The sequence below is a fragment of the Niveispirillum sp. CC-CTL257 genome (assembly GCF_059489915.1).
This window is the reverse complement of record NZ_JCAJXE010000001.1, coordinates 1,383,947-1,405,218: the sequence shown is the minus strand read 5'-3', so window position 1 is coordinate 1,405,218 and position 21,272 is coordinate 1,383,947. Positions and strand designations below refer to the sequence as shown.

At 63.4% G+C, this 21,272-nt stretch carries 19 protein-coding genes; 11 read left to right on the top strand and 8 right to left on the bottom strand.

Annotation, left to right across the window (positions count from 1 at the left end):
* The first annotated feature begins 96 nt into the window (after positions 1-96).
* The 7 genes from ABC729_RS06690 to ABC729_RS06660 all read left to right on the top strand — a co-directional run bounded on the left by ABC729_RS06690 (position 97) and on the right by ABC729_RS06660 (position 7,198).
* Positions 97-819, top strand: a complete 723-nt coding sequence (locus ABC729_RS06690) for a glycosyltransferase family 2 protein (RefSeq protein WP_495606858.1) — start codon at positions 97-99, stop codon at positions 817-819.
* Entirely contained in the window at positions 816-1,130 is a 315-nt protein-coding gene (locus tag ABC729_RS06685) for a lipid-A-disaccharide synthase N-terminal domain-containing protein (protein ID WP_495606857.1), read from the top strand. The genes ABC729_RS06690 and ABC729_RS06685 overlap by 4 nt, the downstream gene beginning before the upstream one ends.
* A complete protein-coding gene (locus ABC729_RS06680) occupies positions 1,127-2,779 on the top strand; it encodes an ArnT family glycosyltransferase (RefSeq protein ID WP_495606856.1) in 1,653 nt (550 codons plus the stop codon). The genes ABC729_RS06685 and ABC729_RS06680 overlap by 4 nt, the downstream gene beginning before the upstream one ends.
* 78 nt (positions 2,780-2,857) lie before the next feature.
* On the top strand, positions 2,858-3,325 hold the full coding sequence (locus tag ABC729_RS06675; RefSeq protein WP_495606855.1) for a RidA family protein: 468 nt from the start codon (positions 2,858-2,860) through the stop codon (positions 3,323-3,325).
* A gap of 88 nt (positions 3,326-3,413) precedes the next feature.
* A complete protein-coding gene (locus ABC729_RS06670; protein WP_495606854.1) occupies positions 3,414-4,589 on the top strand; it encodes a GNAT family N-acetyltransferase in 1,176 nt (391 codons plus the stop codon).
* Between the two features lie 188 nt (positions 4,590-4,777).
* The gene (locus tag ABC729_RS06665) at positions 4,778-6,400 is read left to right on the top strand and encodes a tetratricopeptide repeat protein (RefSeq protein WP_495606853.1); all 1,623 of its coding nucleotides are present in this window, start codon (positions 4,778-4,780) and stop codon (positions 6,398-6,400) included.
* 258 nt (positions 6,401-6,658) lie between these two features.
* Positions 6,659-7,198 carry a thioesterase family protein gene (locus tag ABC729_RS06660; RefSeq protein WP_495606852.1) on the top strand — a complete coding sequence of 180 codons (540 nt, stop codon included), beginning with the start codon at positions 6,659-6,661 and terminating at the stop codon, positions 7,196-7,198.
* Between the two features lie 25 nt (positions 7,199-7,223).
* Here ABC729_RS06660 and ABC729_RS06655 read toward each other — a convergent pair whose 3' ends face one another.
* The 3 genes from ABC729_RS06655 to ABC729_RS06645 form a co-directional block, all read right to left on the bottom strand.
* The gene (locus tag ABC729_RS06655; protein ID WP_495606851.1) at positions 7,224-8,075 is read right to left on the bottom strand and encodes a GNAT family N-acetyltransferase; all 852 of its coding nucleotides are present in this window, start codon (positions 8,073-8,075) and stop codon (positions 7,224-7,226) included.
* A gap of 87 nt (positions 8,076-8,162) precedes the next feature.
* Positions 8,163-10,295 (bottom strand): prolyl oligopeptidase family serine peptidase, encoded by a 2,133-nt coding sequence (locus ABC729_RS06650; protein ID WP_495606850.1) that lies wholly within the window; start codon positions 10,293-10,295, stop codon positions 8,163-8,165.
* A 121-nt stretch (positions 10,296-10,416) separates the two neighbouring features.
* Entirely contained in the window at positions 10,417-11,499 is a 1,083-nt protein-coding gene (locus ABC729_RS06645) for an anhydro-N-acetylmuramic acid kinase (RefSeq protein WP_495606849.1), read from the bottom strand.
* A gap of 83 nt (positions 11,500-11,582) precedes the next feature.
* On the opposite strand from ABC729_RS06645, the gene tyrS reads away from it, so the two are divergent.
* Positions 11,583-12,854 (top strand): tyrosine--tRNA ligase, encoded by a 1,272-nt coding sequence (tyrS, locus tag ABC729_RS06640; RefSeq protein ID WP_495606848.1) that lies wholly within the window; start codon positions 11,583-11,585, stop codon positions 12,852-12,854.
* A gap of 345 nt (positions 12,855-13,199) precedes the next feature.
* Complete coding sequence (locus ABC729_RS06635; RefSeq protein ID WP_495606847.1) at positions 13,200-15,524, top strand: ATP-dependent helicase; 2,325 nt, start codon at positions 13,200-13,202, stop codon at positions 15,522-15,524.
* Between the two features lie 9 nt (positions 15,525-15,533).
* On the opposite strand, the gene ABC729_RS06630 is transcribed toward ABC729_RS06635, so the two are convergent.
* Complete coding sequence (locus tag ABC729_RS06630) at positions 15,534-16,496, bottom strand: alpha/beta hydrolase (RefSeq protein ID WP_495606846.1); 963 nt, start codon at positions 16,494-16,496, stop codon at positions 15,534-15,536.
* Between the two features lie 156 nt (positions 16,497-16,652).
* Here ABC729_RS06630 and ABC729_RS06625 point away from each other — a divergent pair, with 156 nt between their 5' ends.
* Together ABC729_RS06625 and ABC729_RS06620 are read left to right on the top strand one after the other, a co-directional pair.
* Positions 16,653-17,066, top strand: coding sequence for a hemerythrin domain-containing protein (locus ABC729_RS06625; RefSeq protein ID WP_495606845.1), 414 nt, complete (start codon positions 16,653-16,655; stop codon positions 17,064-17,066).
* 42 nt (positions 17,067-17,108) lie between these two features.
* Complete coding sequence (locus ABC729_RS06620) at positions 17,109-17,459, top strand: ArsC family reductase (RefSeq protein ID WP_495606844.1); 351 nt, start codon at positions 17,109-17,111, stop codon at positions 17,457-17,459.
* A 154-nt stretch (positions 17,460-17,613) separates the two neighbouring features.
* Here ABC729_RS06620 and ABC729_RS06615 read toward each other — a convergent pair whose 3' ends face one another.
* The 4 genes from ABC729_RS06615 to ABC729_RS06600 form a co-directional block, all read right to left on the bottom strand.
* Entirely contained in the window at positions 17,614-18,429 is an 816-nt protein-coding gene (locus tag ABC729_RS06615) for a hypothetical protein (protein WP_495606843.1), read from the bottom strand.
* 89 nt (positions 18,430-18,518) lie between these two features.
* Positions 18,519-19,277: an ABC transporter ATP-binding protein gene (locus tag ABC729_RS06610; protein ID WP_495606842.1), complete on the bottom strand. Its 759-nt coding sequence runs from the start codon at positions 19,275-19,277 to the stop codon at positions 18,519-18,521.
* Positions 19,274-20,032 (bottom strand): ABC transporter permease, encoded by a 759-nt coding sequence (locus tag ABC729_RS06605; RefSeq protein WP_102111342.1) that lies wholly within the window; start codon positions 20,030-20,032, stop codon positions 19,274-19,276. The genes ABC729_RS06610 and ABC729_RS06605 overlap by 4 nt, the downstream gene beginning before the upstream one ends.
* A gap of 126 nt (positions 20,033-20,158) precedes the next feature.
* A complete protein-coding gene (locus tag ABC729_RS06600) occupies positions 20,159-21,175 on the bottom strand; it encodes an ABC transporter substrate-binding protein (RefSeq protein WP_495606841.1) in 1,017 nt (338 codons plus the stop codon).
* Between the last annotated feature and the right edge of the window lie 97 nt (positions 21,176-21,272).

Here is a 21,272-nt window from a genome sequence, read left to right as displayed (position 1 = left end):
GCCTGTGCATCCCCGCCGCATCAAAGCGTCACTTTCCTTTCCCATCCAATCGGATTATGCCGCCATGCATGGTCGTCGGCGCGGGCGGGAGGTCGCGTGCAGCTTTCGGTTTTGATCCCGGTTCTGGATGAGCAGGATAACATCCTGCCCCTGCTGGATGAAATTTACGCCGCCCTGGCCGCCGCCCCGGATTTCGAGGTGGTGGTGATCGATGACGGGTCCACCGACGAAACCGCCGCACGGGTGACGCGCGCGCTGGCCGAATATCCGACCCTGCGTCTGATCCGCCATGCTGGTCGCGCCGGGAAAAGTGCGGCCCTGATGACCGGTGCGCGGGTGGCGGCGGGTGAGTGGCTGCTGTTCATTGATGGCGACCGGCAGAACGATCCCGCCGATATTCCCGGCATGCTGGACCGTTGCGAGATAGATCCTGATGTTGTCCTGGTGAACGGCATCCGCACGCGTCGGCAGGATACGCTGTCCAAGCGGCTGGCATCGCGCATTGCCAATGCGGTTCGCGGTGCGTTGCTGCGGGACGATTGTTCCGATACGGGATGCGGGTTGAAGCTGATCCGTCGTGACCTGTTCCTGGATCTACCAGCCATCGATTGTCTGCACCGGTTCATCCCGGCCCTGGTGAAGGGCAGGGGGCTGACCTATGCCAATCATCCCGTGAAGGACCGGCCACGGGCCACGGGTGTTTCCAAGTATACCAATTGGCAGCGGGCCTTGGTCGGCCTGTCCGACCTGTTCGGCGTCATGTGGCTGATCCGCCGTCAGAAGCGGCCGGGTGGCAGCACGGAGATCAAGGCCCCATGATCTGGACCCATATTGAGGCCTGGTGGCATGCCGCCATTGACGGCCAGGGCTGGCTGGTGCTGTTCGGGATGGCGGCCCAGGCCATGTTCATGATGCGCTTTGTCGTGCAATGGGTCAGTTCCGAACGCGCGGGCCGCAGCGTGATGCCCACGGCCTTCTGGTGGTTCAGCCTGGGCGGCGGCCTGCTGCTGACCATTTACGGGTTTTTGAAACATGAGCTGGTGATCATCGCGGGGCAGTTGCCGGCCCTGATCATCTATACCCGCAATCTGCACCTAATCCGCCGTGAACGGCGGGAGGCGGGGGCATGAGCCCGGAACGGGCCATGCGCAAAGTCTGGCTGCTGCTGGCCCTTCTGGCCTTTGCCGCCTTCGGGCAGGGGTTCTTCACCATTCCGCCGTTCGACCGGGATGAAAGCCGCTATGTTCAGGCCAGCCACCAGATGCTGGAAACCGGTGATTTCATTGATATTCGGTTTCAGGAAGAGGCCCGGCATAAGAAACCCGTGGGCATCTACTGGATGCAGGCCGCCACCGTCCATCTGTTGACGGGGGGCGAGGATACGGGACCGGTGTGGATGTACCGCGTGCCGTCCCTGATCGGCGCCATTGCCGCCGTGCTGCTGACGGCCTGGGCTGGACTGGCGCTGTTCGGGCCGGGGGCGGGCTGTATCGCCGCCATGATGATGGCGACCTGCGTCATTCTGGGCGTGGAAGCGCGCATGGCCAAGACGGATGCGGTGCAGCTGGCCTGTATCCTGGGCTGTATGGGCGTACTGGCACGGGCCTATATGCGGCCGGACCGGGAATTGCCCCTGTCCACGGCGCTGCTGTTCTGGGTGGCGCTGGGCATCGGGGTGCTGGTCAAGGGCATTATTCTGATGGTGGTGGGGACTGCCATCCTGGCCCTGTGGCTGATCGATCGGGAGGTATGGTGGCTGCGCCGGTTGCGTCCGGCCCTGGGGCTGCCGCTGTTCCTGGCGATCATCCTGCCCTGGCTGATCGCCATTGCCATTGCCACCAAGGGGGCGTTTTTCGGCACGGCGGTGGGGCATGAATTCCTGGGCAAGGCCGGGACGGGCCAGGAAAGCCACGGCGCGCCGCCTGGATATTTCCTGGCCACATTCTGGCTCAGCTTCTGGCCCTGGGCACCCTTGGTGTTCCTGTCGCTGCCCCTGATCTGGGCGCGGCGTCATGAGGTGGCGGTGCGCTTCTGTCTGGCCTGGATCATCCCGACCTGGGTGATCCATGAGGCGGTGGTGACCAAGCTGCCGCACTACACCCTGCCGGTGCTGCCGGCGCTGGCCCTGCTGGCGGCGGCCATGGTGATTAATAACCGTCGCCCGGTCTTGTCGCGCGGTTGGGTCTGGGTAGCCACCGGGATGACGGTGATCGTTTCCGTCGCCTTTGCCGGGGCCATTATCGGCTTTCCGGTGCAGTTGATGGGGCAGGTGCAGGCCGGGTCGGTGCTGGCGGCTGTTGCCATCCTGGTCGTCGCCGGCCTGATAATCTGGTTGATCCGGTCGGGTCGTGGCGATGCGGCGGCCTATGCCGTGGTCGGTACCGTCTTTGCCTATGTCGGCATCTTTGCCATGGCATTGCCCAACCTGACGCCCATGTGGTTAAGCCCGCAGGTGAAGCAGGTTTTCGACGAGAACAAGCCGTGCCCCGGCAGCATCCTGGCCGCCGGCGGCTATAACGAGCCGTCGATGGTGTTCCTGGTGGGGACCCGGACGCGGCTGGGCGGCGGGGAGTTGGTGGCGTCTCATCTTCTGTCTGATCCGGCCTGTGCCATTGGCATGGTCACCACAGGGCGGGAGGAAGAGGCGTTCAGCGCCGCCCTGCGCGCAGCGGGGCGTGAGCCGTTTCTGGTTGCCGAGCTGTCAGGTTTCAACTATTCGCGTGGCAAGAAAGCCATTCTGCATTTTTACACGCTGTCAGACCGGGTTATCGCTCCATAAGGTGCCGCCAGGGGGCTTTCCCGGCGGGGGCACCTGCTGCTATCAAGGCCGCCACGTATTCTTGTGATGGAGGTTTTTATGGCGGGTCGTATCGATGCGCGTCTGGCCGAACTGAATATCGAGCTGCCCAAGGCCGCCGTGCCGCTGGCCGCCTATGTGCCTGCCGTGCGCACCGGCAATCAGCTTTTCATCTCGGGCCAAGTGCCGATGTGGAATGGCGAGCTGCGCCATGTCGGCAAGCTGGGTGACGGTTATTCCATTGAGGACGGGCGCGAGGCGGCCCGCACCTGCGCCCTGAACATCATCGCCCAGGCCAAACTGGCGCTGGAGGGCGATCTGGACCGGATCGTGCGGGTGGTGAAGCTGGTGGGCTTCGTGAATTCCACGGGTGATTTCAATGACCAGCCCAAGGTGATCAACGGCGCGTCGGAACTGTTCGGCGAAGTGTTCGGCGATGCCGGCAAGCATGCCCGCTCCGCCGTGTCCGCCGCCTCGCTGCCCTTCGGTGTGGCGGTGGAGATTGAGGCCATTCTGGAAGTAGAATAAGGCTTTATGCTGGACGGGCGGTGTCGCGGCGCTTGGCCTTGACCCCGCCCGTTCTATATCCTGACCTTGCAACTGCACGGCGACGCCCATGCCCGATGGTCAGGAACTGGACAATCTCAGCATCGACCTTGTCGATGATATTCGCACCATCCCCGCCGCTGACTGGGATGCCTGTCTGCTGGACACGGGCGGCGGGGCCGATAACCCGTTTCTGCGCCACGCCTTTCTGGCGGCGCTGGAAAGCAGCGGGTCGGTCGGGGGCGATACGGGTTGGGACCCACGGCATATTGCCGTGCGGGACGCGGCGGGCCGTCTGGTCGGCGTGGCCCTGCTTTATGTGAAATACCATTCCTATGGCGAGTATGTGTTCGACCATGGCTGGGCCAATGCCTTGGACCGGGCGGGCGGACGCTATTACCCCAAGCTGCAATCGGCGGTACCCTTCACCCCCGTGACGGGGCCGCGCCTGCTGGTCCGCGCCGATGCGCCGCCGGGCGTGCCGGGGGCGATGATCGCCACCCTGTCCGGGCTGGCGCGGCGCAACGACCTGTCCAGCGTACACGTCACCTTTCCCAACGAGGCCGACCATGACCGGTTCGTGGGGGCTGGCTGGCTGTCGCGCATCGGCACGCAGTACCATTGGGACAATCGCGGCTATCGCAGCTTTGATGATTTCTTGAGCGCCTTCAGCAGCCGCAAGCGCAAGATGGTGCGCAAGGAACGGCAGGCGGTGGCCGATAGCGGGCTGGACCTGTTCACCCTGACCGGGGCCGACATCAGGGACGAGCATTGGGACGCGTTCGACCGGCTGTACCGGTCCACGTCCGACCGGAAATGGGGCTCGCCCTATCTGACGCGGGAGTTCTTTTTCCAACTGGGTCAGGACATGGCCGACCGTGTCGTGCTGGTCATGGCGCGCGATGGCACGCGCTGGGTCGGTGGGGCGCTGAACATGCGGGGAGAGACCACACTCTATGGCCGCAACTGGGGTGGGTCGGAGGCGTATCCGTTCCTGCATTTCGAGGCCTGCTATTACCGCGCCATCGATTTCGCCATCGAACATGGTCTGACACGGGTGGAGGCCGGGGCGCAGGGGGAGCACAAGATCCAGCGCGGCTATCTGCCCGTGAAGACCTTTTCTGCGCATTACATCGCCCATCGCGGCCTGCGCTATGCCGTTACCGATTTCCTGCTGAAGGAACGCGCGGCGATGGAGGCGCATATGGCGGAACTGACGGCGGAAAGCCCCTATCGCCAAGCGTGACGGATTTGCCGGGGAGGGCGCGGAAAATTCCGCCCCTGTCGGGGAATGCCCACCCGGCATCTTTTGCCCCTTGATCGAAAAGTGGCGGATTTCCTGGGTATTTTGCAGTTGGCACACCCTTTGCTTTTATGGCTTCGAACCGATTTGGCCCGGATGGGCCGTGAAGCGCCAAGCCAAGGAGCACCAACATGTCCTTCGTCCAGGATTGCGTCAGCATCTCCCGTCAGCACCTGATGGCCGGTTACCTGGCCGAAGCCGAAATGAGCTGCCGCACGGCGCTGCAGGCTGAACCGGCCCATTCGGAGGCCACACACCTGCTGGGCATCATCGCGCTGCGTTCCAACCGCGCCGCAGAAGCCAACGAGCTGTTTTCCAAAGCCATCGCGCTGGACGGTGCCAAGGCCGAGTTTCATAACAGCCGTGGCGTCCTGATGTATGGCTGCCGCCGGTTCGAGGAGGCGGAGGTTGAGTTCGCCCAGGCCGTGTCCCTGGATGAAAGCGATCCGCTGTCCTACAACAATCTGGGCAATGCGCTGCGCGCCCAGGGCAAGCTGGCGGAGGCCGAGCCCTGCTTCCGCAAGGCCGTCGAACTGCGCCCGTCCTATGCCGAGGCCCACAACAACCTGGGCAACACGCTGCGGGAGATGGGTTCCCTGGCCGAGGCGGAATTCTGCTTCCGCCACTCCCTGGCCCTGCGTCCAAAGAACCTGGATGCGGCCTACAACCTCGCGGCCCTGCTGCTCTATACCGACCGTCTGGACGAAGCAGGCCGCCTGTTCGCCAATGTCCTGGCCGGTGATCCCAGCCGGGCGGAGGCCGCCATCGGTCTGGCCCAGGTCTTCCAGGGTCAGGGCCGCATCGACGATGCCATCGCGTTGCTGACCGGCGCGCATAACCGCATGCCCGACAATGCCGCCGTGCTGTTCGCCCTGCAGCTTCTGCGCTCCACCCAGATCCCCGCTTGGCACATCCCGATGATCAATGATCATGAACGCAACGACGCCTATGAGGCGGCGCTGCTGAACAATGTGAAGCCGGGTGATACGGTGCTGGAGATCGGCACGGGTTCCGCCCTGGTCGCCATGATGGCGGCGCGCGCCGGTGCCGGCCATGTCTATACCTGTGAGATGCACAAGCCGCTGGTCGAGGTGGCCCGCGAGACGGTGGCGCTGAACGGTTATGACAAGCACATCACCGTCATCGGCAAGAAGTCCACCGATCTGGTGGTGGGCCAGGACATGCCGGAAAAGGCCGATGTCTTCGTGTCCGAACTGATCAATGTCGGCATGCTGGCCCCCGATATGCTGACCATTTTGCAGCATGCCCGCCAGAACCTGTTGAAGCCCGATGCCAAGATCATCCCGGCGGCGGCCACCGTCTATGCCAGCCTGATCCAGGCCGATGATATGCGCCGCATCAGCCCCGTGCGCACCGTCTCCGGCTTTGATATGTCGAAGTTTGACCAGTTCCGCACGCCGGGTTACTGCACCATTGATCTGGCCGCCGATGCCCATCGCATGCTGTCCGAACCGGAAAAGGCCTGGTTCTTCGATTTCTACAAGAACATGCCCGACAGCGACGCCAAGGTCCTGACCGTCACCGCCTCGGAAACGGGTGTGGCCCATGGCATCGCCTTCTGGTTCGACCTGCATATGGATGAGAAGGTCGATTACCATTCCAAGTCGTCGACCCGCACCAACCACTGGAAGCAGGCCGTGTATTTCTTCAATCACGACCTGCCCGTCGTGAAGGGCCAGCCGGTGATGATCGGCACGGGCTATGACCGGACGCAGATCCACTTCTACATCTGAACTTCTGATGCGGGCGTCCCAACGGTCATTCTCCATGACCGTTGGAGGCCGCCGACTGGCGGCCCGGCGCCCATGCGCCGTAAGCCAAGGGCGCGGACGCGCCCGCCCGGCGTTTGAGGGCGTCAGCGTCAGCTGAAAGCAAGGATGGTTGGGGCTTGATTTCTTGCCGGACCTCAACCCCTATCATCCTTGCCCAAAACAAGGGGCGGCTCCAAAAGGGGGCCGCCCTTTGTCTTTTCCGCTGTTCCGGTGCTGTCGATGAATTTGATCTTCCGCCTGCTGCGCGTCTTGCTGACGGCCCTGTTGTCGGGACGGCGGGTGGAGCCGCTGGGGACGTCTATCCTGGGCTTTCGTGTCTGGTTGAACGATATCGACACGAACCTGCACATGAATAATGGTCGGTACTTCACCATCGCCGATCTGGGCCGCGTCGATCTGATGATCCGCACCGGCATGTTGAAGATGCTGATGACTCGCAAATGGGCGCCGGTGCTGGGCGGGGCCATGATCCGGTTCCGGCGGGAGTTGAAGCCGTTTCAGCCCTATCGCCTGAAAACCCGCGTGTTGTGCTGGGAAGGCAAGTGGATCTACCTGGAACATGTGTTCGAGGCGATGGACGGCCATCTGGTTGCTGTCATTGTCGTAAAGGGCGTGTTCCTCGAACGGGGCCGCTCCATCGATACCTCGGTCCTGATGCACCATATGGGCATCGACCTGGATAGCCCGCCCATGCCCGACGATATCCGCGCCTGGCAGGAAGCGCAGCAGGTGGCCAGCGACCGGGCGAAGGAGGGGTGAGTTACAACAGCGCCACGACGGTTTGCTACCGCCGCCCGTCGGAGCCGATGCCGGTTGACAACGGGACTATCGGCTTCAAATGGTAATAGGGTATCGCACGGTCCTGACGAAAGCCAAGCGCCCCTGCCAGTTGGCATGACGCGGTATTCTCCAGGCGGCAGGACCAGACCGGTCGTAGATTCGCTTGCAGAATGTCGGAGATCAGACAGGCGGCCACCGCGCGGCCAAGGCCCTGGCGGCGCGCGTGGGGGAAGGTCTCAATACCGATTTCAAACTCGTCACCCCACCGGTAGGAGACGAACGCGATCGCTCCAACCTGCCCGTCCTGTTCGGCGCACCAGCCGCCGCCGGCCGCCAGGAACCGCCGGGCATCGCGCCAGAACCATCGGGGCACGACCTGACCGGGCAGGTCGAAATCGTCGGGGGTGGCGAGGCGGAAATGCCATCCATCCGGTGCTGCCCGCTTGGCGTCGAGTTGCCGGAATGCCTCCATCTCGAAGCGGAAATTCAGCCGTGTGTGGCGGCGGCAAGGGTCGGATTCGACGGCCAATGCCGACGGTACCGCACCAAGGCGCTGATCCCAGTCCAAATCCTGCCAACGGGGATCGATCTGAAGCCATTCATCGACAATGGTGCGGTAGGCCCCGGTGCGGAGATGGCCGATGACCGGTTCGAAACCGTCTGCAACGGCGTCGCCCCAGATCAGTGACATGCCGTAGGTGTGCATGGCATGCAGCACGCGCGGCGCTTCGGCGCGATCCACCCACAGGGCACCGTCCGATGTGCCGTCAAGAACGGTACGGATGAACCCAGTGTTCAGGGGGGCTGAGTCCAACGTGGCGAGCGCCCAAGGGGCGGGCACATTCATACGGATCATGGTTGTTCCCGAAGGGAGCGTGGATCATCAATCGGCGCGTTGAAACGGGGACATGAAAAAAGGGGGGCCGCAGCCCCCCTTTGCATCTTACCGATCAATCAGCTTCTGCGTCAGGTACACGACCTGCAGGGCCGTCACTTCCGCCCGCTGTTTCAGGTTGGCCGCCGCTGAATGGCCGCCTTCCATGTTCTCGTAATACATAACCTTGTGGCCCTGACTTTCCAGCTTGGCCACGAACTTGCGGGCGTGGCCGGGATGGACGCGGTCATCCTTGGTGGAGGTATAGACGAAGGCCTCCGGGTATTTCACATTCTTGCGAACGTTCTGGTAGGGGCTGTATTTCGCGATCCAGGCGCGTTCATCGGCCTTTTCCGGGTCGCCATATTCACCCATCCAGGAGGCGCCGGCCAGCATGGTGTGGTAGCGCATCATGTCCAGCAGGGGCACGGCCACGATGACGGCACCGAACAGGTCCGGTCGCTGGGTCATGGTGACACCGGTCAGCAGGCCGCCGTTGGAGCCACCCTGAATGCCCAGGCGGGCCGGCTTGGTCACCTTGGTCTTGATCAGGTCTTCGGCCACGGCCTGGAAATCATCATAGGCGCGCTGACGGTTTGCCTTCAGCGCCGCCTGATGCCAGCGGGGGCCGAATTCGCCGCCGCCCCGGATATTGGCGACGACATAGGCTCCACCCTGTTCCAGCCAAGCCTTGCCGAACACCGACATATAGGCCGGCGTCATCGAAATCTCGAACCCGCCATAGCCATAGAGCAGGGTCGGATTGTCGCCGTTCAGTTTCATGTCCTTCTTATGGACGATGAAATAGGGCACGCGGGTGCCATCCTTGGAGACCGCAAAACGCTGTTCGGCAGTCAGGTTGGCGGCATCAAACCGGGCGGGCAGGGACTTGATGGCCTGGGGCGTGCCGCCATTTTCCATGATGTACAGCGTGTCGGGCTGCAGGAAATTGGTGTAGTTGACCAGCACATCGGTGCTGCTGCCATCGGTCGATACGATGTTCAGGCTGCCATTGGCGGGCAGGGCGATGTCGGCCTGGGTCCAGCCGGACGTGCCCTTGCGGGCGGCGACCAGACGACCGACGACATTGTCCAGCAGGTCCAGATAGATGGCATCCTTGGCGATGCCCACGCCCTGGATGGCCGCTGTCTCACCGGGGGAATAGATCACATCGACCTTTTCCACCTTGCCCGCCGCCGCCTGGGCCAGCGGTACGGCGATCAGGTCACCCTTTTTCAGGGACTTGCCGGCAACGGACCAGTCATCACGCAGGGCCACAATCAGGTCGTCCTTCATGACGCCCTTCATGTCCACACCCAGCGGCAGGGCCAGCTTCACGACCTTACCGTCGGCTGTCAGCTGGAACCATTCCTCGGTGAAGAAGTCGGGGCCGCGTTGCAGCAGGATGGTGCTGCCCTCAGGCCGGTGGATGCCCCAGGGGCGTGCCCAGACATCCTTGACGCCCACTTCCAGCACCACCGGGGCGGCGGCCAGATCGGTGCCGCGCTTCCACAGACGCACCTGACGGGCATAGCCGCTGTCGGTCATGGTGCCGGGGCCGAAATCGGTGGCGACCAGCAGCGTGTCCTTGTCCATCCAATCCAAAGTCTGTTTGGATTCAACGGTCTGGAACCCATCCTTCACAAAGGACTTCGTCGTCACGTCAAATTCACGGACGACAACGGCATCCTTGCCGCCATCGGACAGATAGACCAGACAGCGGCTGGCATCGGCACCGAAGCAGTTATGGCCCTTATAGACCCAGTTCTTGCCCTCATCCGCCGACAGCTTGTCGATATCCAGGATGGTGTCCCAGGCGGTGTCGGCGGCCTTGTAGCTGTCCAGGGTGGCGCGGCGCCAGATGCCGCGCACATGCGTCTGGTCCTGCCAGAAATTATCGACCTTGCCGCCCTCCAGGCTGCCATAGGCGATGCGGTCCTTGGCGGTCAGAACCTTTTCGGCCTCTGCCCGGATGGTTTCGAAGCGCGGGTCGTTCTTCAGGCGGGCGAAGCTTTTTTCATTATGCGCCTTGCCCCAGTCCAGCGCCTTCTGGCCTTCAACCTCTTCCAGCCAGAAGAACGGGTCCTGCTTGGCCTGTGCCTCCGCGAAAGGATGGCCCGCCGGCGCATCGGCCGCCAGGGTGGGGGTCGCCGAAAGGGCGATAAGGGCCGCCGCCGTCATCAACGCGCTCCGTACTGACATTATCCGCGTATCCTTTGTTGCCTCCATTGGCCGTCCAAAGCCAACGGTTCTTATGGCTTCCTGCGTATCATCGCGGCGCGGGCGGGGTAAGCGGGTGATACAAAGCTGAAACAAATCAGCGTTACGGCTTGGCGCAGAACCGCCCGCCCGTCATCGGTTGCGGCACGCCCGTCGTGCCGGGCAGCGACAGGGGCAGGCCCAGGTGGGATCGTACCGCCAGATAGGCGAATGCTTCGGCCTCCAACGCATCGCCGTTCCATCCTTGACCATCCACGGGGGCGACGGGCACCCCATCCAGCCGGTCGGCCAGCATCCACATCAAGGTCTCATTCCGCCGCCCGCCGCCGCAGATCAACCAGCGCTTGGGCTTGGCCGGCACATGGTCCAGGGCGCGGATGATGGTTTCGGCGGTAAAGGCCGTCAGGGTGGCCGCCGCATCCTCCGTCGACAGGTTGGACATGGCCGCCTTGGCCCAGGCATCGCGGTCCAGTGATTTGGGCGGCGGGGCCGCGAAATAGGGGTGGTTCAACAGGCGGGCCAGCATGTCATCATCGACATGACCCGCACCCGCGATACGCCCGCCATCATCATAGGGCTCACCCGTGCGCGACAGGACCAGATCGTCGATCAGGGCGTTGCCGGGACCCGTATCAAAGGCCACCACATCCAGCGGCCCTTCGCCCAGCCAGGTGATATTGGCGACACCGCCAATATTCAGGATGGCAAGCGGACGGTCCATGTCACTGGCCAGCGCCTGATGGTAGAGCGGGACCAGGGGCGCGCCCTGGCCGCCGGCCTTCACATCCGCTGTGCGAAAATCATGCACCACGTCGATGCCTGTGGCCGCCGCCAGCCGGGCGCCGTCCCCGATCTGCCAGGTGTGGCGGCGGTCGGGGGCGTGCAGGATGGTGTGGCCGTGAAAGCCAATCAGATCCACGGTCGCCGCATCAACCTCCTGCACGCGCAGCAGGCTTGCCACCGCCTCGGCATGCAGGTCGGTCAGTTCCTCTTCCACGCCCTGCACATCGCCACCCCCCCCCAGAACGGCGCGCAGCCGGTCGCGGAACGCGCGGCGGTAGGGGGTGAAGATGAAGCCCAGAGGCTCCACAAAGCCATGGCCATCGGTGCGGACCAGGGCGGCGTCGATACCGTCCATGGAAGTGCCGCTCATCAAACCGACCGTCAGGAAACGCTGCAATGCCATCACGCACCATGCTCTAGATATCTAGATGTGCTACCACGCCCTTGGCCATTGGGGCCATTCTCGAACATCAAGGTCTATGAAAGATGAGCACCACCACCGTTCCCGCGAACATCAAGTCCGAATTCCTGCGCGTGATGGTGGAGCGTGGCTATTATCATCAGGCCACCGACCTGGAGGCGCTGGACAAGCAACTGCTGGATGGGATCGTCACCGGCTATATCGGGTTCGACGCGACGGCGACCAGCCTGCATGTCGGCTCGCTGATCCAGATCATGATCCTGCGGCGGTTGCAGCAGGCGGGCCATCGCCCCATCGCCCTGATGGGCGGCGGCACGACCAAAATCGGCGATCCGTCCGGCAAGGATGAAGCACGCCAGCTGCTGACCAACGACATCATCAACGAGAATATCAAGGGCATCCTGACGCCGTTCAACAATCTGTTGACCTTCGGCGACGGGCCGACCGATGCGCAGCTGGCGAACAATGCCGACTGGCTGGACGAACTGCGCTACATCCCGTTCCTGCGCGATGTGGGCCGGCATTTCACCATCAACCGTATGCTGACCTTTGACAGCGTCAAGCTGCGCCTGGACCGTGAACAGCCGCTGACCTTCCTGGAATTCAATTACATGATCCTCCAGGCCTATGATTTCGTGGAGCTGCAGCGCCGCTTCGGCTGCACCTTGCAGTGCGGCGGGTCGGACCAGTGGGGCAACATCGTCAATGGCGTCGAACTGGGCCGCCGTATCGCCAATACGCAGCTGTTCGGCCTGACATCTCCGCTGCTGACCACGGCGTCGGGTGCCAAGATGGGCAAGACGGCGGCGGGTGCCGTCTGGCTGAACGAGGACCGGCTGTCGAACCTGGATTTCTGGCAGTTCTGGCGCAACACGGAGGATGCCGATGTTGGCCGCTTCCTGAAGCTGTTCACCGATCTGCCGCTGGACGAGATTGCGCGGCTGGCGGCGTTGCAGGGGGCGGAGATCAACGAGGCCAAGAAGATTCTGGCCACGGAAGTCACCGCCCTGGTGCGCGGTCGTGGGGCGGCGGAGCAGGCGGCGGAAACCGCGCGCCGGACCTTCGAGGAAGGAGCGGCCGCTGAAGGCCTGCCCACCATCGAGCTGGCGGCGGGTGCCCTGGCCGACGGTGCCTATCTGGCCGATCTGATGGTGCAGGCTGGTCTCTCGGCCAGCAAGGGCGAGGCGCGCCGCCTGATCAAGGGCAATGGCGTGAAGGTCAATGACGGGGCGGTGTCGGACGAGGCGTACAAGCTGTTCGCCTCCCATGTCGGCGATGACGGCGTCATCAAACTGTCGGCCGGCAAGAAGCGCCACGCGCTGGTGAAACTGGTGTGACCGGCACAGGTCTTTCTGGTCAGACGGGAAGATTTGTCTTATAGTCGGGAGAAGGTGGGACGGTGCTTGGAACACCGGCCCACCCTCCTTATGCCCGGTGGATCGTGATGGTGACGTGGATGACACGCCGCCGCCAGATCGTGAACCGGAGCAACAGGATAAAGGGCATATTCCTCATGCCGCTTTACCTCCGTTGACGGCGGTCCGGCCAATTCCGGGCCGCCGTTTTCGTTTTTGACAGAACTCGCTGCTGATCATAAGGGGAATTTTATAGACTTATACGCGCTATGCGATTGGCGTGATCCCTTTGTCATGGCCGAGAATTCTGTATATGTTCTCCCCACCATGATTGACGATCTGATCGACGAGCCGTTTCCGGCGCACCCGCCCGCCACCGCGCACCGCCCCTATCTGGACGGGTTGAACCCGGTCCAGCGGCAGGCGGTGGAGGCGTTGGATGGGCCTGTCCTGGTGCTGGCCGGGGCGGGAACGGGCAAGACGCGCGTGCTGACCACGCGGCTGGCGCATCTGCTGCTGTCGCGGCGGATCAGCCCGTGGAACGTGCTGACCGTGACCTTCACCAACAAGGCGGCCCGCGAAATGCGCGACCGCGTCGATAACCTGCTGGGCAGCCAGTCGGAAGGCTGGTGGATGGGCACGTTCCATTCGCTGGCCGCCCGTATCCTGCGCCGCCATGCCGAACTGATCGGGTTGAAGCCCAGCTTCACCATCCTGGACACTGACGATCAGATCCGTCTGGTGAAGCAGTTGATGGAGGCGGAGAATATCGACAGCAAAAAATGGCCGGCGCGCATGCTGCTGTCCATTATTGAGCGCTGGAAGGACCGGGCCCTGACGCCCGACAAGCTGAAGCCCGAGGATGCGGGCGACGCCGCCAATGGCCGCATCCTGGCGATCTACAAGCAGTATCAGGACCGGCTGCTGTCCCTGAACTGCTGTGATTTCGGCGATCTGCTGCTGCACAATATCACGCTGTTCCAGCAGCATAATGATGTGCTGATCGAGTATCAGCGGCGGTTCAAATATATCCTGGTGGACGAGTATCAGGACACCAACGTTGCCCAGTATCTGTGGCTGCGCCTGCTGGCCCAGTCACACAAGAATATCTGCTGCGTGGGTGATGATGACCAGTCGATCTATGGCTGGCGCGGGGCGGAGGTGGGGAACATCCTGCGGTTTGAGCATGATTTCCCCGGTGCCCAGGTGATCCGCCTGGAACAGAATTACCGCTCCACCGCCCATATCCTGGGCGCGGCCCATGGCATCATCGCCAATAATCAGGGCCGGCTTGGCAAGCAGCTCTGGACCGAGACAGAGGGCGGGGAGAAGGTGCGCGTCCGCGGCCTCTGGGACGCGGAGGAGGAGGCGCGCTGGGTTGGCGACGAGGTGGAAGCGCTGCAGCGTCAGCGCGTCAGCCTGGGCCAGATGGCCGTGCTGGTGCGTGCTGGTTTCCAGACGCGCGAGTTTGAGGAACGGTTCATTACGCTGGGCCTGCCGTATCGCGTCATCGGCGGTCCGCGCTTCTATGAACGGCAGGAAATCCGTGATGCACTGGCCTATCTGCGCGTGCTGGTCAGCCCGGAGGATGACCTGGCGTTTGAGCGCATCATCAACACGCCCAAGCGCGGCATCGGGGCGACAACCATCCAGAGCCTTTATGTGGCGGCCCGCACGCTGGGTGTGCCACTGACGGAGGCCGCGTGGCAGCTGTCGCAGACGGATGAACTGAAGCCCAAGATGCGCAGCGCCATTTCTGGCCTGTCGCAGGATTTCTTCCGTTGGCGGGCCCTGATCGACCGGGTGCCGCATACGGAACTGGCCCAGACCATCCTGGATGAAAGCGGCTATACCCGCATGTGGCAGGAGGATAAGAGCCCGGAGGCCCCCGGACGGCTGGACAACCTCAAGGAACTGATCAACGCCATGGGAGAGTTCGAGAACCTGACCGGGTTCCTGGAACATGTCTCCCTGGTCATGGAAAACGCGCAAGGATCGGGCGATGAGCAGGTGTCGCTGATGACCCTGCATGGGGCCAAGGGTCTGGAATTCGATGTGGTTTTCCTGCCGGGGTGGGAGGAGGGGGTATTCCCCAGCCAGCGCACCCTGGATGAGAACGGCATCGCCGGCCTGGAGGAGGAGCGGCGGCTGGCCTATGTCGGCATCACGCGCGGGCGCAAGCGCGTCTATATCAGCCACGCCGCCAACCGCCGCATCCATGGCACCTGGGCCACGGCCATCCCGTCGCGCTTTGTCGAGGAACTGCCGGGGGAGCATATCGAGACGGAGAACAATCCCGGCATTGGTGGTGCTGGCTTCGGTGGCAGCGCGCGGGAAAGCGCCTATGGCGGCGGTTTCGGCGGCGGCTGGGGCGGCGGTGGTTTTGGCGACCGGTTCAACCGCATGGGCCAGAAGGCGGCCCAAGCCCCGGCGCGTGCCGGGGGCCGTTTGATCGAGGGGACAGCCATCGACGTAACCCCGCGCAAACGGCCCGACCGCGCCTTCAACCCCGGCGACCGCGTATTCCACACAAAGTTCGGTTATGGCACGGTCAAGGCGGTAGAGAATGACAAGCTGGAAATCAGTTTCGATGTCGCCGGCATAAAGAAGGTGATGGACAGCTTCGTGGTACCGGCGGACAAGGCGGGCTGAGGGGGGGTGTTAAGCCCGCCCGTACCATTCCAGAAACAGTTCCGGCCAGCGGCGGAGCGGATTGTCGGCGGCGATGCGGGTCCCATAGCCGAAGCCGTGGCCACCGCGCGGGTAAAGATGCATCTCCGCCTCCACCCCTGCCTTGCGGCAGGCGGCATTGAACAGCAGGCTGTTCTCCACGGGCACGGCGTTGTCATCGGCGGCGTGCAGTTGGAAGGTGGGCGGCGTGCGGCCCGTGACGGCGCGGTCAGGCGATAGTCGCTCCACCTCATCCGGTGATGGGTTGGGACCCAATAGTCGATCCCGCGAACCGGGGTGTGCGCTGGCTCCCATATCAATGACCGGATAAATCAGCGCCAGCCGGGTCGGGCGGGCCGACAGCTTGTCCGCTGCATCGACCGGGTCATAGACCGCTTCGTCAAAGCGGGTGCCCAGGCTGGCCGCGACATGTCCGCCGGCGGAAAAGCCCATGATCCCCACCATTTCCGGGTTGATCGCCCAGGTCTTGGCCCGGTGGCGGATCAGGCGGAGGGCACGTTGCGCATCCTGCAACGCCACGGTCGGCCCATGTTGCGGCGCTTCCCCCGGCAGGCGGTAGGTCAGGATGAAGGTGGTGATGCCGGCGGCGGTGAGGATGGGGGCCAATTCGCCCCCTTCCTTATCCACCACCACCCGCTGATAGCCGCCGCCCGGCGTGATCAGAACGGCGCGGCCATTGGGGTTGGCGGGGCGGTGGATGGTCAGGTAGGGGCGGGTGATCCCCTCCATATAGCGGTCGGGTTTGGACGGGTCCTGGCTGCGTTCCACCATCCGTTGCTGCAACGAAGCGCCCTTTGACCCCGGCCCCACGCCGCCGGGCCAGATTTCCACGGTTTCACTGGTGGTTGCCGCCGCCGTGGCCAGCCCTGGTGATGCCATCATTCCCGCCAGCATCGCCGATCCGCGCAGCCAATCGCGCCGTGACACCGCCATATCCGTCCCCCGAGGTTCTTCTTATGGTAACCGGTGGACAATGATGCCTGTGCAGGGGCCATCAATCAAGTGCCGCCGCGACACCCCGCCACATGGTGAGCGAGCGTTGCCGCATATAACATGCATATTAAATGCATCTTTTGTGGAGTTTGCATCATGCGCCCCATCGTCCCCCAACTGAAACATGACCATGCCGAGCTGAAGGCCATTCTGGAGCAAGTACGCCAGCAGGGGATCGGCACACCGGCGGGACGCCAAACCCTGCTGGCGGCCCGCGACCTGTTCGTGGACCATATCCGGCGGGAGGATGAGGAATTCTATCCCGATTACCGCCGTCTGGCCCGGCAGGACCCGATGCGCGCCGCCACGGCGGACCAGTTCAGCCAAGAGATGGTGGCTCTGGGCGGCCAGATCCTGGCCTTTTTTGACAAGTATCGGGATGGCGGGTCGGGCATTGAATTCGCGGTCGATTTCGGTCGGATGTCGGCGCTGCTTCAGTCGCGCTGGCACAAGGAGGAGGCGATCCTCTATGCGCGGTATGAAGAGATGGCGGTGCGCTCGGCCGTCTGATCTGTTACACCCGCGCCAGCATCGATGAAACGGAGCGGACCCATGTCGGGCGGCGTCACCCTGTACGGTATCAAGAACTGCGACACGATGAAAAAGGCCTGGACCTGGCTGGACGACAAGGGCGTCGCCTATCAGTTCCACGATTACAAGAAGGCCGGTATCGACCGCGACACCCTGACGGGCTGGGTCGATAAGCTGGGCTGGGAGGTTCTGTTGAACCGGGCCGGCACCACCTTCAAGAAGCTGCCGGACGCGGCCAAGGCCGATATCGACCGCGACCGCGCCATTGCCCTGATGCTGGAACAGCCCTCTATGATCAAGCGGCCGGTCCTGGACCGGGCCGGCCACCTGACGGTCGGGTTCAAGCCGGAAATCTATGGGATGCTGTTCTGATCCGAGGTCCTGTCGGTAGTTTGGCCGCGGTGTTCCGCGGATTACGGCTGCGCCTAATCCGCGCTACGAATGCTACCCGCCGAGTAGATTAACGGGCATCGGCGATGAGGTCTGTAGCGCGGATTAGCGAAGCGTAATCCGCGGAGCCGCAGGCTTACCCGAAATAGCCCGTATCGACATCGGCGATCAGGCCGATCAGGCCGACATCCAGCACCTGATCGTGGAAGGTCTGTAGGCTGTAGGTCGCGATGTCGCCCTGATGGTCGGTCACGGTCACTACCTTGGTATCCAGATCGACCACCACGGTGCTGTCCACGGCCACGCCATCGGCGGTGGTGCCTTCAATCGTGTAGGTCTGGGTGTCGCCGTCGCGGCTCAGGGAATAGTCGAGCGTGCCGGCATCGCCATCAGCCTGGACCAGCGTATAGGTGCCGGTCAGACCATCATCAGTATGGGTCTGCACCAGCGTGACATGGTCGCCATCGGCCTGTACCCGGTCGGTGGTACGGGTGTCATCGTCCCGCGTCACTGTCGTGGTGGTGGTGCCGCTGCTGTCGGACAGGACCGTCTTTACGGTGTTGTCATCCACATGGGTCACGGTCTGCGTCGTGGTGTGGACGCTGCCATCGGCGGCGGTGCGGGTGCTGGTCGTCGTCATGCTGTCATCATTGTGGCTGCGCACCACGACAAGGCTGGACCCATCCTCGAACTTTATCGTCGTCGTACTGCCGCTGTCGCTGCGCACGGTTTCACTGCTGTCGATACCCGGCCTTTCCGTGTGCGTTTCGCCCGGATTGGCTTGATCAGACAGCAGATCCAGCAGGTTGAGACGCAGCACCCCCTCGGCCAGGGGCTGATGCAGGCCGACATGGCCCAGCGCGATATGCTGGGCATTGGTCTGGCTGTTATCGCCGGACGGGGCGGGGCGGTTGGCAGAAGCAGTGCCGACAGGGGCGGGTCGGGATGCCATGGGAACCTCCGAAAAGGGATGATGGGCGATACCGGTTGGCCGGCATCATCCCTTTCACGGATGTTAAGCGACTTACTGTCGTGTAATTTTTAAATGCCTTCGCCATCCACCACGGTGCCGGACAAACGGTCGCGAATGGCGTTCGCGGTATGGCGGGCGGTGGCGTCATCGCGCAGGCGGGGGCGGGAGGCGTCAATCCGGTCGGTGGAGCGCACGCCCGCCGGGCTGCCGGCCAGCAGGATGACGCGGTCGGCCAGATAGACGGCCTCATCAATGTCATGGGTCACGAACAGGATGGTCTTACCTGTGCGTTGCCACAGATCGACCAGTTCATCCTGCAAGCCCTGGCGCGTGATGGCGTCCAGCGCGCCGAACGGTTCATCCATCATCAGCAGATCGGGATCGACCGCCAGGGCGCGGGCGATGGCCACGCGTTGGCGCTGCCCCCCCGACAATTGATGCGGCCAGCGGTCGGCCTTGTCGGCCAAGCCCACCAGTTCCAGCGCGTCCAGCGCGCGGCGGCGACGGGTAGCCTTGTCCAGGCCCAGCCCCTCCAGCCCGAATTCCACATTCTTCACCACGCGCCGCCAGGGCAGCAGGCGCGCATCCTGAAACACCAGCGCATAGGGGCGGCGGCCCGGCGTTTCGGGATTGTCGCGGGTGACCGTGCCCGATGTCGGCTTCACCAGACCGGCGATGACTCGCAGCAGGGTGGATTTACCCACGCCCGAGGCACCGACAACCGCGATGAATTCCCCATCGGCAATGTCGAGTTGGAAATCCTTCAGGACGATAGTGCGGCCACGGTCGCTGTCGAAGGAGAGCGTCAGGTCCTTGATCGAGATCATGCTTTCCACGCCAGCAAACGGTCACGCAGGGCCACGAAGCCCGCATCCACAACGCCGTACAGCACGGCCATGGTGATCATGTAGACGACGACGATATCGGTGGCCAGCAGCGACGATGCCTGCATCATCCGCTGACCCAGCCCCGCCACGCCAAACAGTTCGGCGGCAACCACGGCCATCCAGGCCTGACCCAGGCCGGTCCGCAGGCCCGCCATAATCGGCTGTACCGAGGCGGGCAGGATCACCTTCACCAGCCGCGCCAATGGGGAGCGGTGGCCGAAGGCATTGGCCAGTTCGATCAGGTCCCGGTCCACGGCCTGCACCGCGCTGAGCGCCGAGAAGTAATTGATCCAGAACACACCGACGATGATGATGAAATTCGCCGCTGTCGGTGACACGCCGAACCAGATGATGGCAAACGGCACCCAGGCCAGACCAGGGATCGGGCGCAGCAGGCGGACGATCCAGTTGGTCATGTCCTCCAGCGTGCGCGACATGCCCGTCGCCACGCCCAGCGCGACGCCCAGGGCCGATCCCAGTACCAGACCGGACACATAGTGCCGCAGGCTTTGCAGCACCGCCTCTCCCCAGGCACCCGAGCTTACCTCCTGCCAGAAACTGGCCGGGATGCCGCTGGGTGCCGGCAGCAGCATGGATTTCACCAGTCCCAGGCGGGGCAGGGCCTCCCACAGGGCGAAGAACAGCACGACGCCGAGCAGTGACAAGGACAGGCGGAGGGCGCGGGGGCGGGCCATTTGGTTTGACCGGTAAAAAGGACAGGGGCTTGAGCATAGCGTAGGTCAGGTCGAGCGCGACGCGCGAGCCCTGACAGATAAGGCTTTCAATCCATCTCTGTCAGGGCTCGCTCCGCTCGACCTGACCTACTTCTTGAGCTTCTGATAATAGGACAGGTCGAAAATCTGTTCCACCGGGGTGGCTTCCTTCACGGTGCCCAGCTTCACCTGATAATCCTGCACCAGGGCTGTTTCCTTCAGGATGGAAGCGGGGTCGGTGTTGAACTTTACAGCGGGCGAGGACAGGGCCTGTTCGATGATGGCGGCGGGCACCAGGCCCTTGCCGATGGCGGCCTCAATCGCGGCCACGGCCACCTTCTTGTCCTTCTTCAGCACCTCGGTCGCCTTAGCGGTCAGTTCGACCAGCTTTTGGGCGATGTCCGGGTGCTTGGACGTGAAATCATCGGTCAGGGCGATGACATTGCCGGGCTGATTCTTCAGGATGTCCTGACCATAGGCCAGAACCTTCACATCCGGGTTGCGGCCCGTGATGATGGTCAGGGCCGGTTCGCGGATGATGGCGCCGTCCACCGCGCCGACCAGCAGCGCCTGCTGCGTGGCGTCGATGCCCTGCGGCACCAGTTCCACATATTGCTTATCGACCTTGGCCACTTCCCACAGCCAGTATTGCAGGAAGGTGTTGGGGACCGAACCGGCGGGCTGCGTCGCCAGTTTCAACGGGCGGCCCAGCTTCTTGGACAGGGCCTCGATGGCCTGGGCCGGGCTGCCGCCCGTCTTGGCCAGATCGGGGCCGGCGGCCACCACCAGTTCCTCCACCGCCGTGGAGGCGACGACGCGGATGCCGATGCCCTTGCCGCGCGCCACCACAACGGGAGCGACGCCGGCGATATAGGCGTCCAGCGTGCCGGACGCCACGGCCTGGATGGCGTTGGGGCCGCTGTCAAACTGCTTCAATTGCAGGTCGAAACCGTTCTGAAGGTCCCAGCCCTGATTGTCGATGACAAAGGCCTGTGCCGCACCCAGCACCGGGATATAGCCGGCGCGCACCACCACCGGATCGGCGGCCTGGGCGGAGCCGGCAAAGGCCAGACCCGTCAGGATGGTGGCAGCGGCGAGGCGGGTGGCGAAACGCGAGAGCGACATGGGTGGTGGCCTCCTTGGGGGCATTGGGTTCGGCATGTCCGCCGTCCAGCCCAGGGTTTTACATCCACCGGTTTTCGTCAATCAGAATTGTGGAATA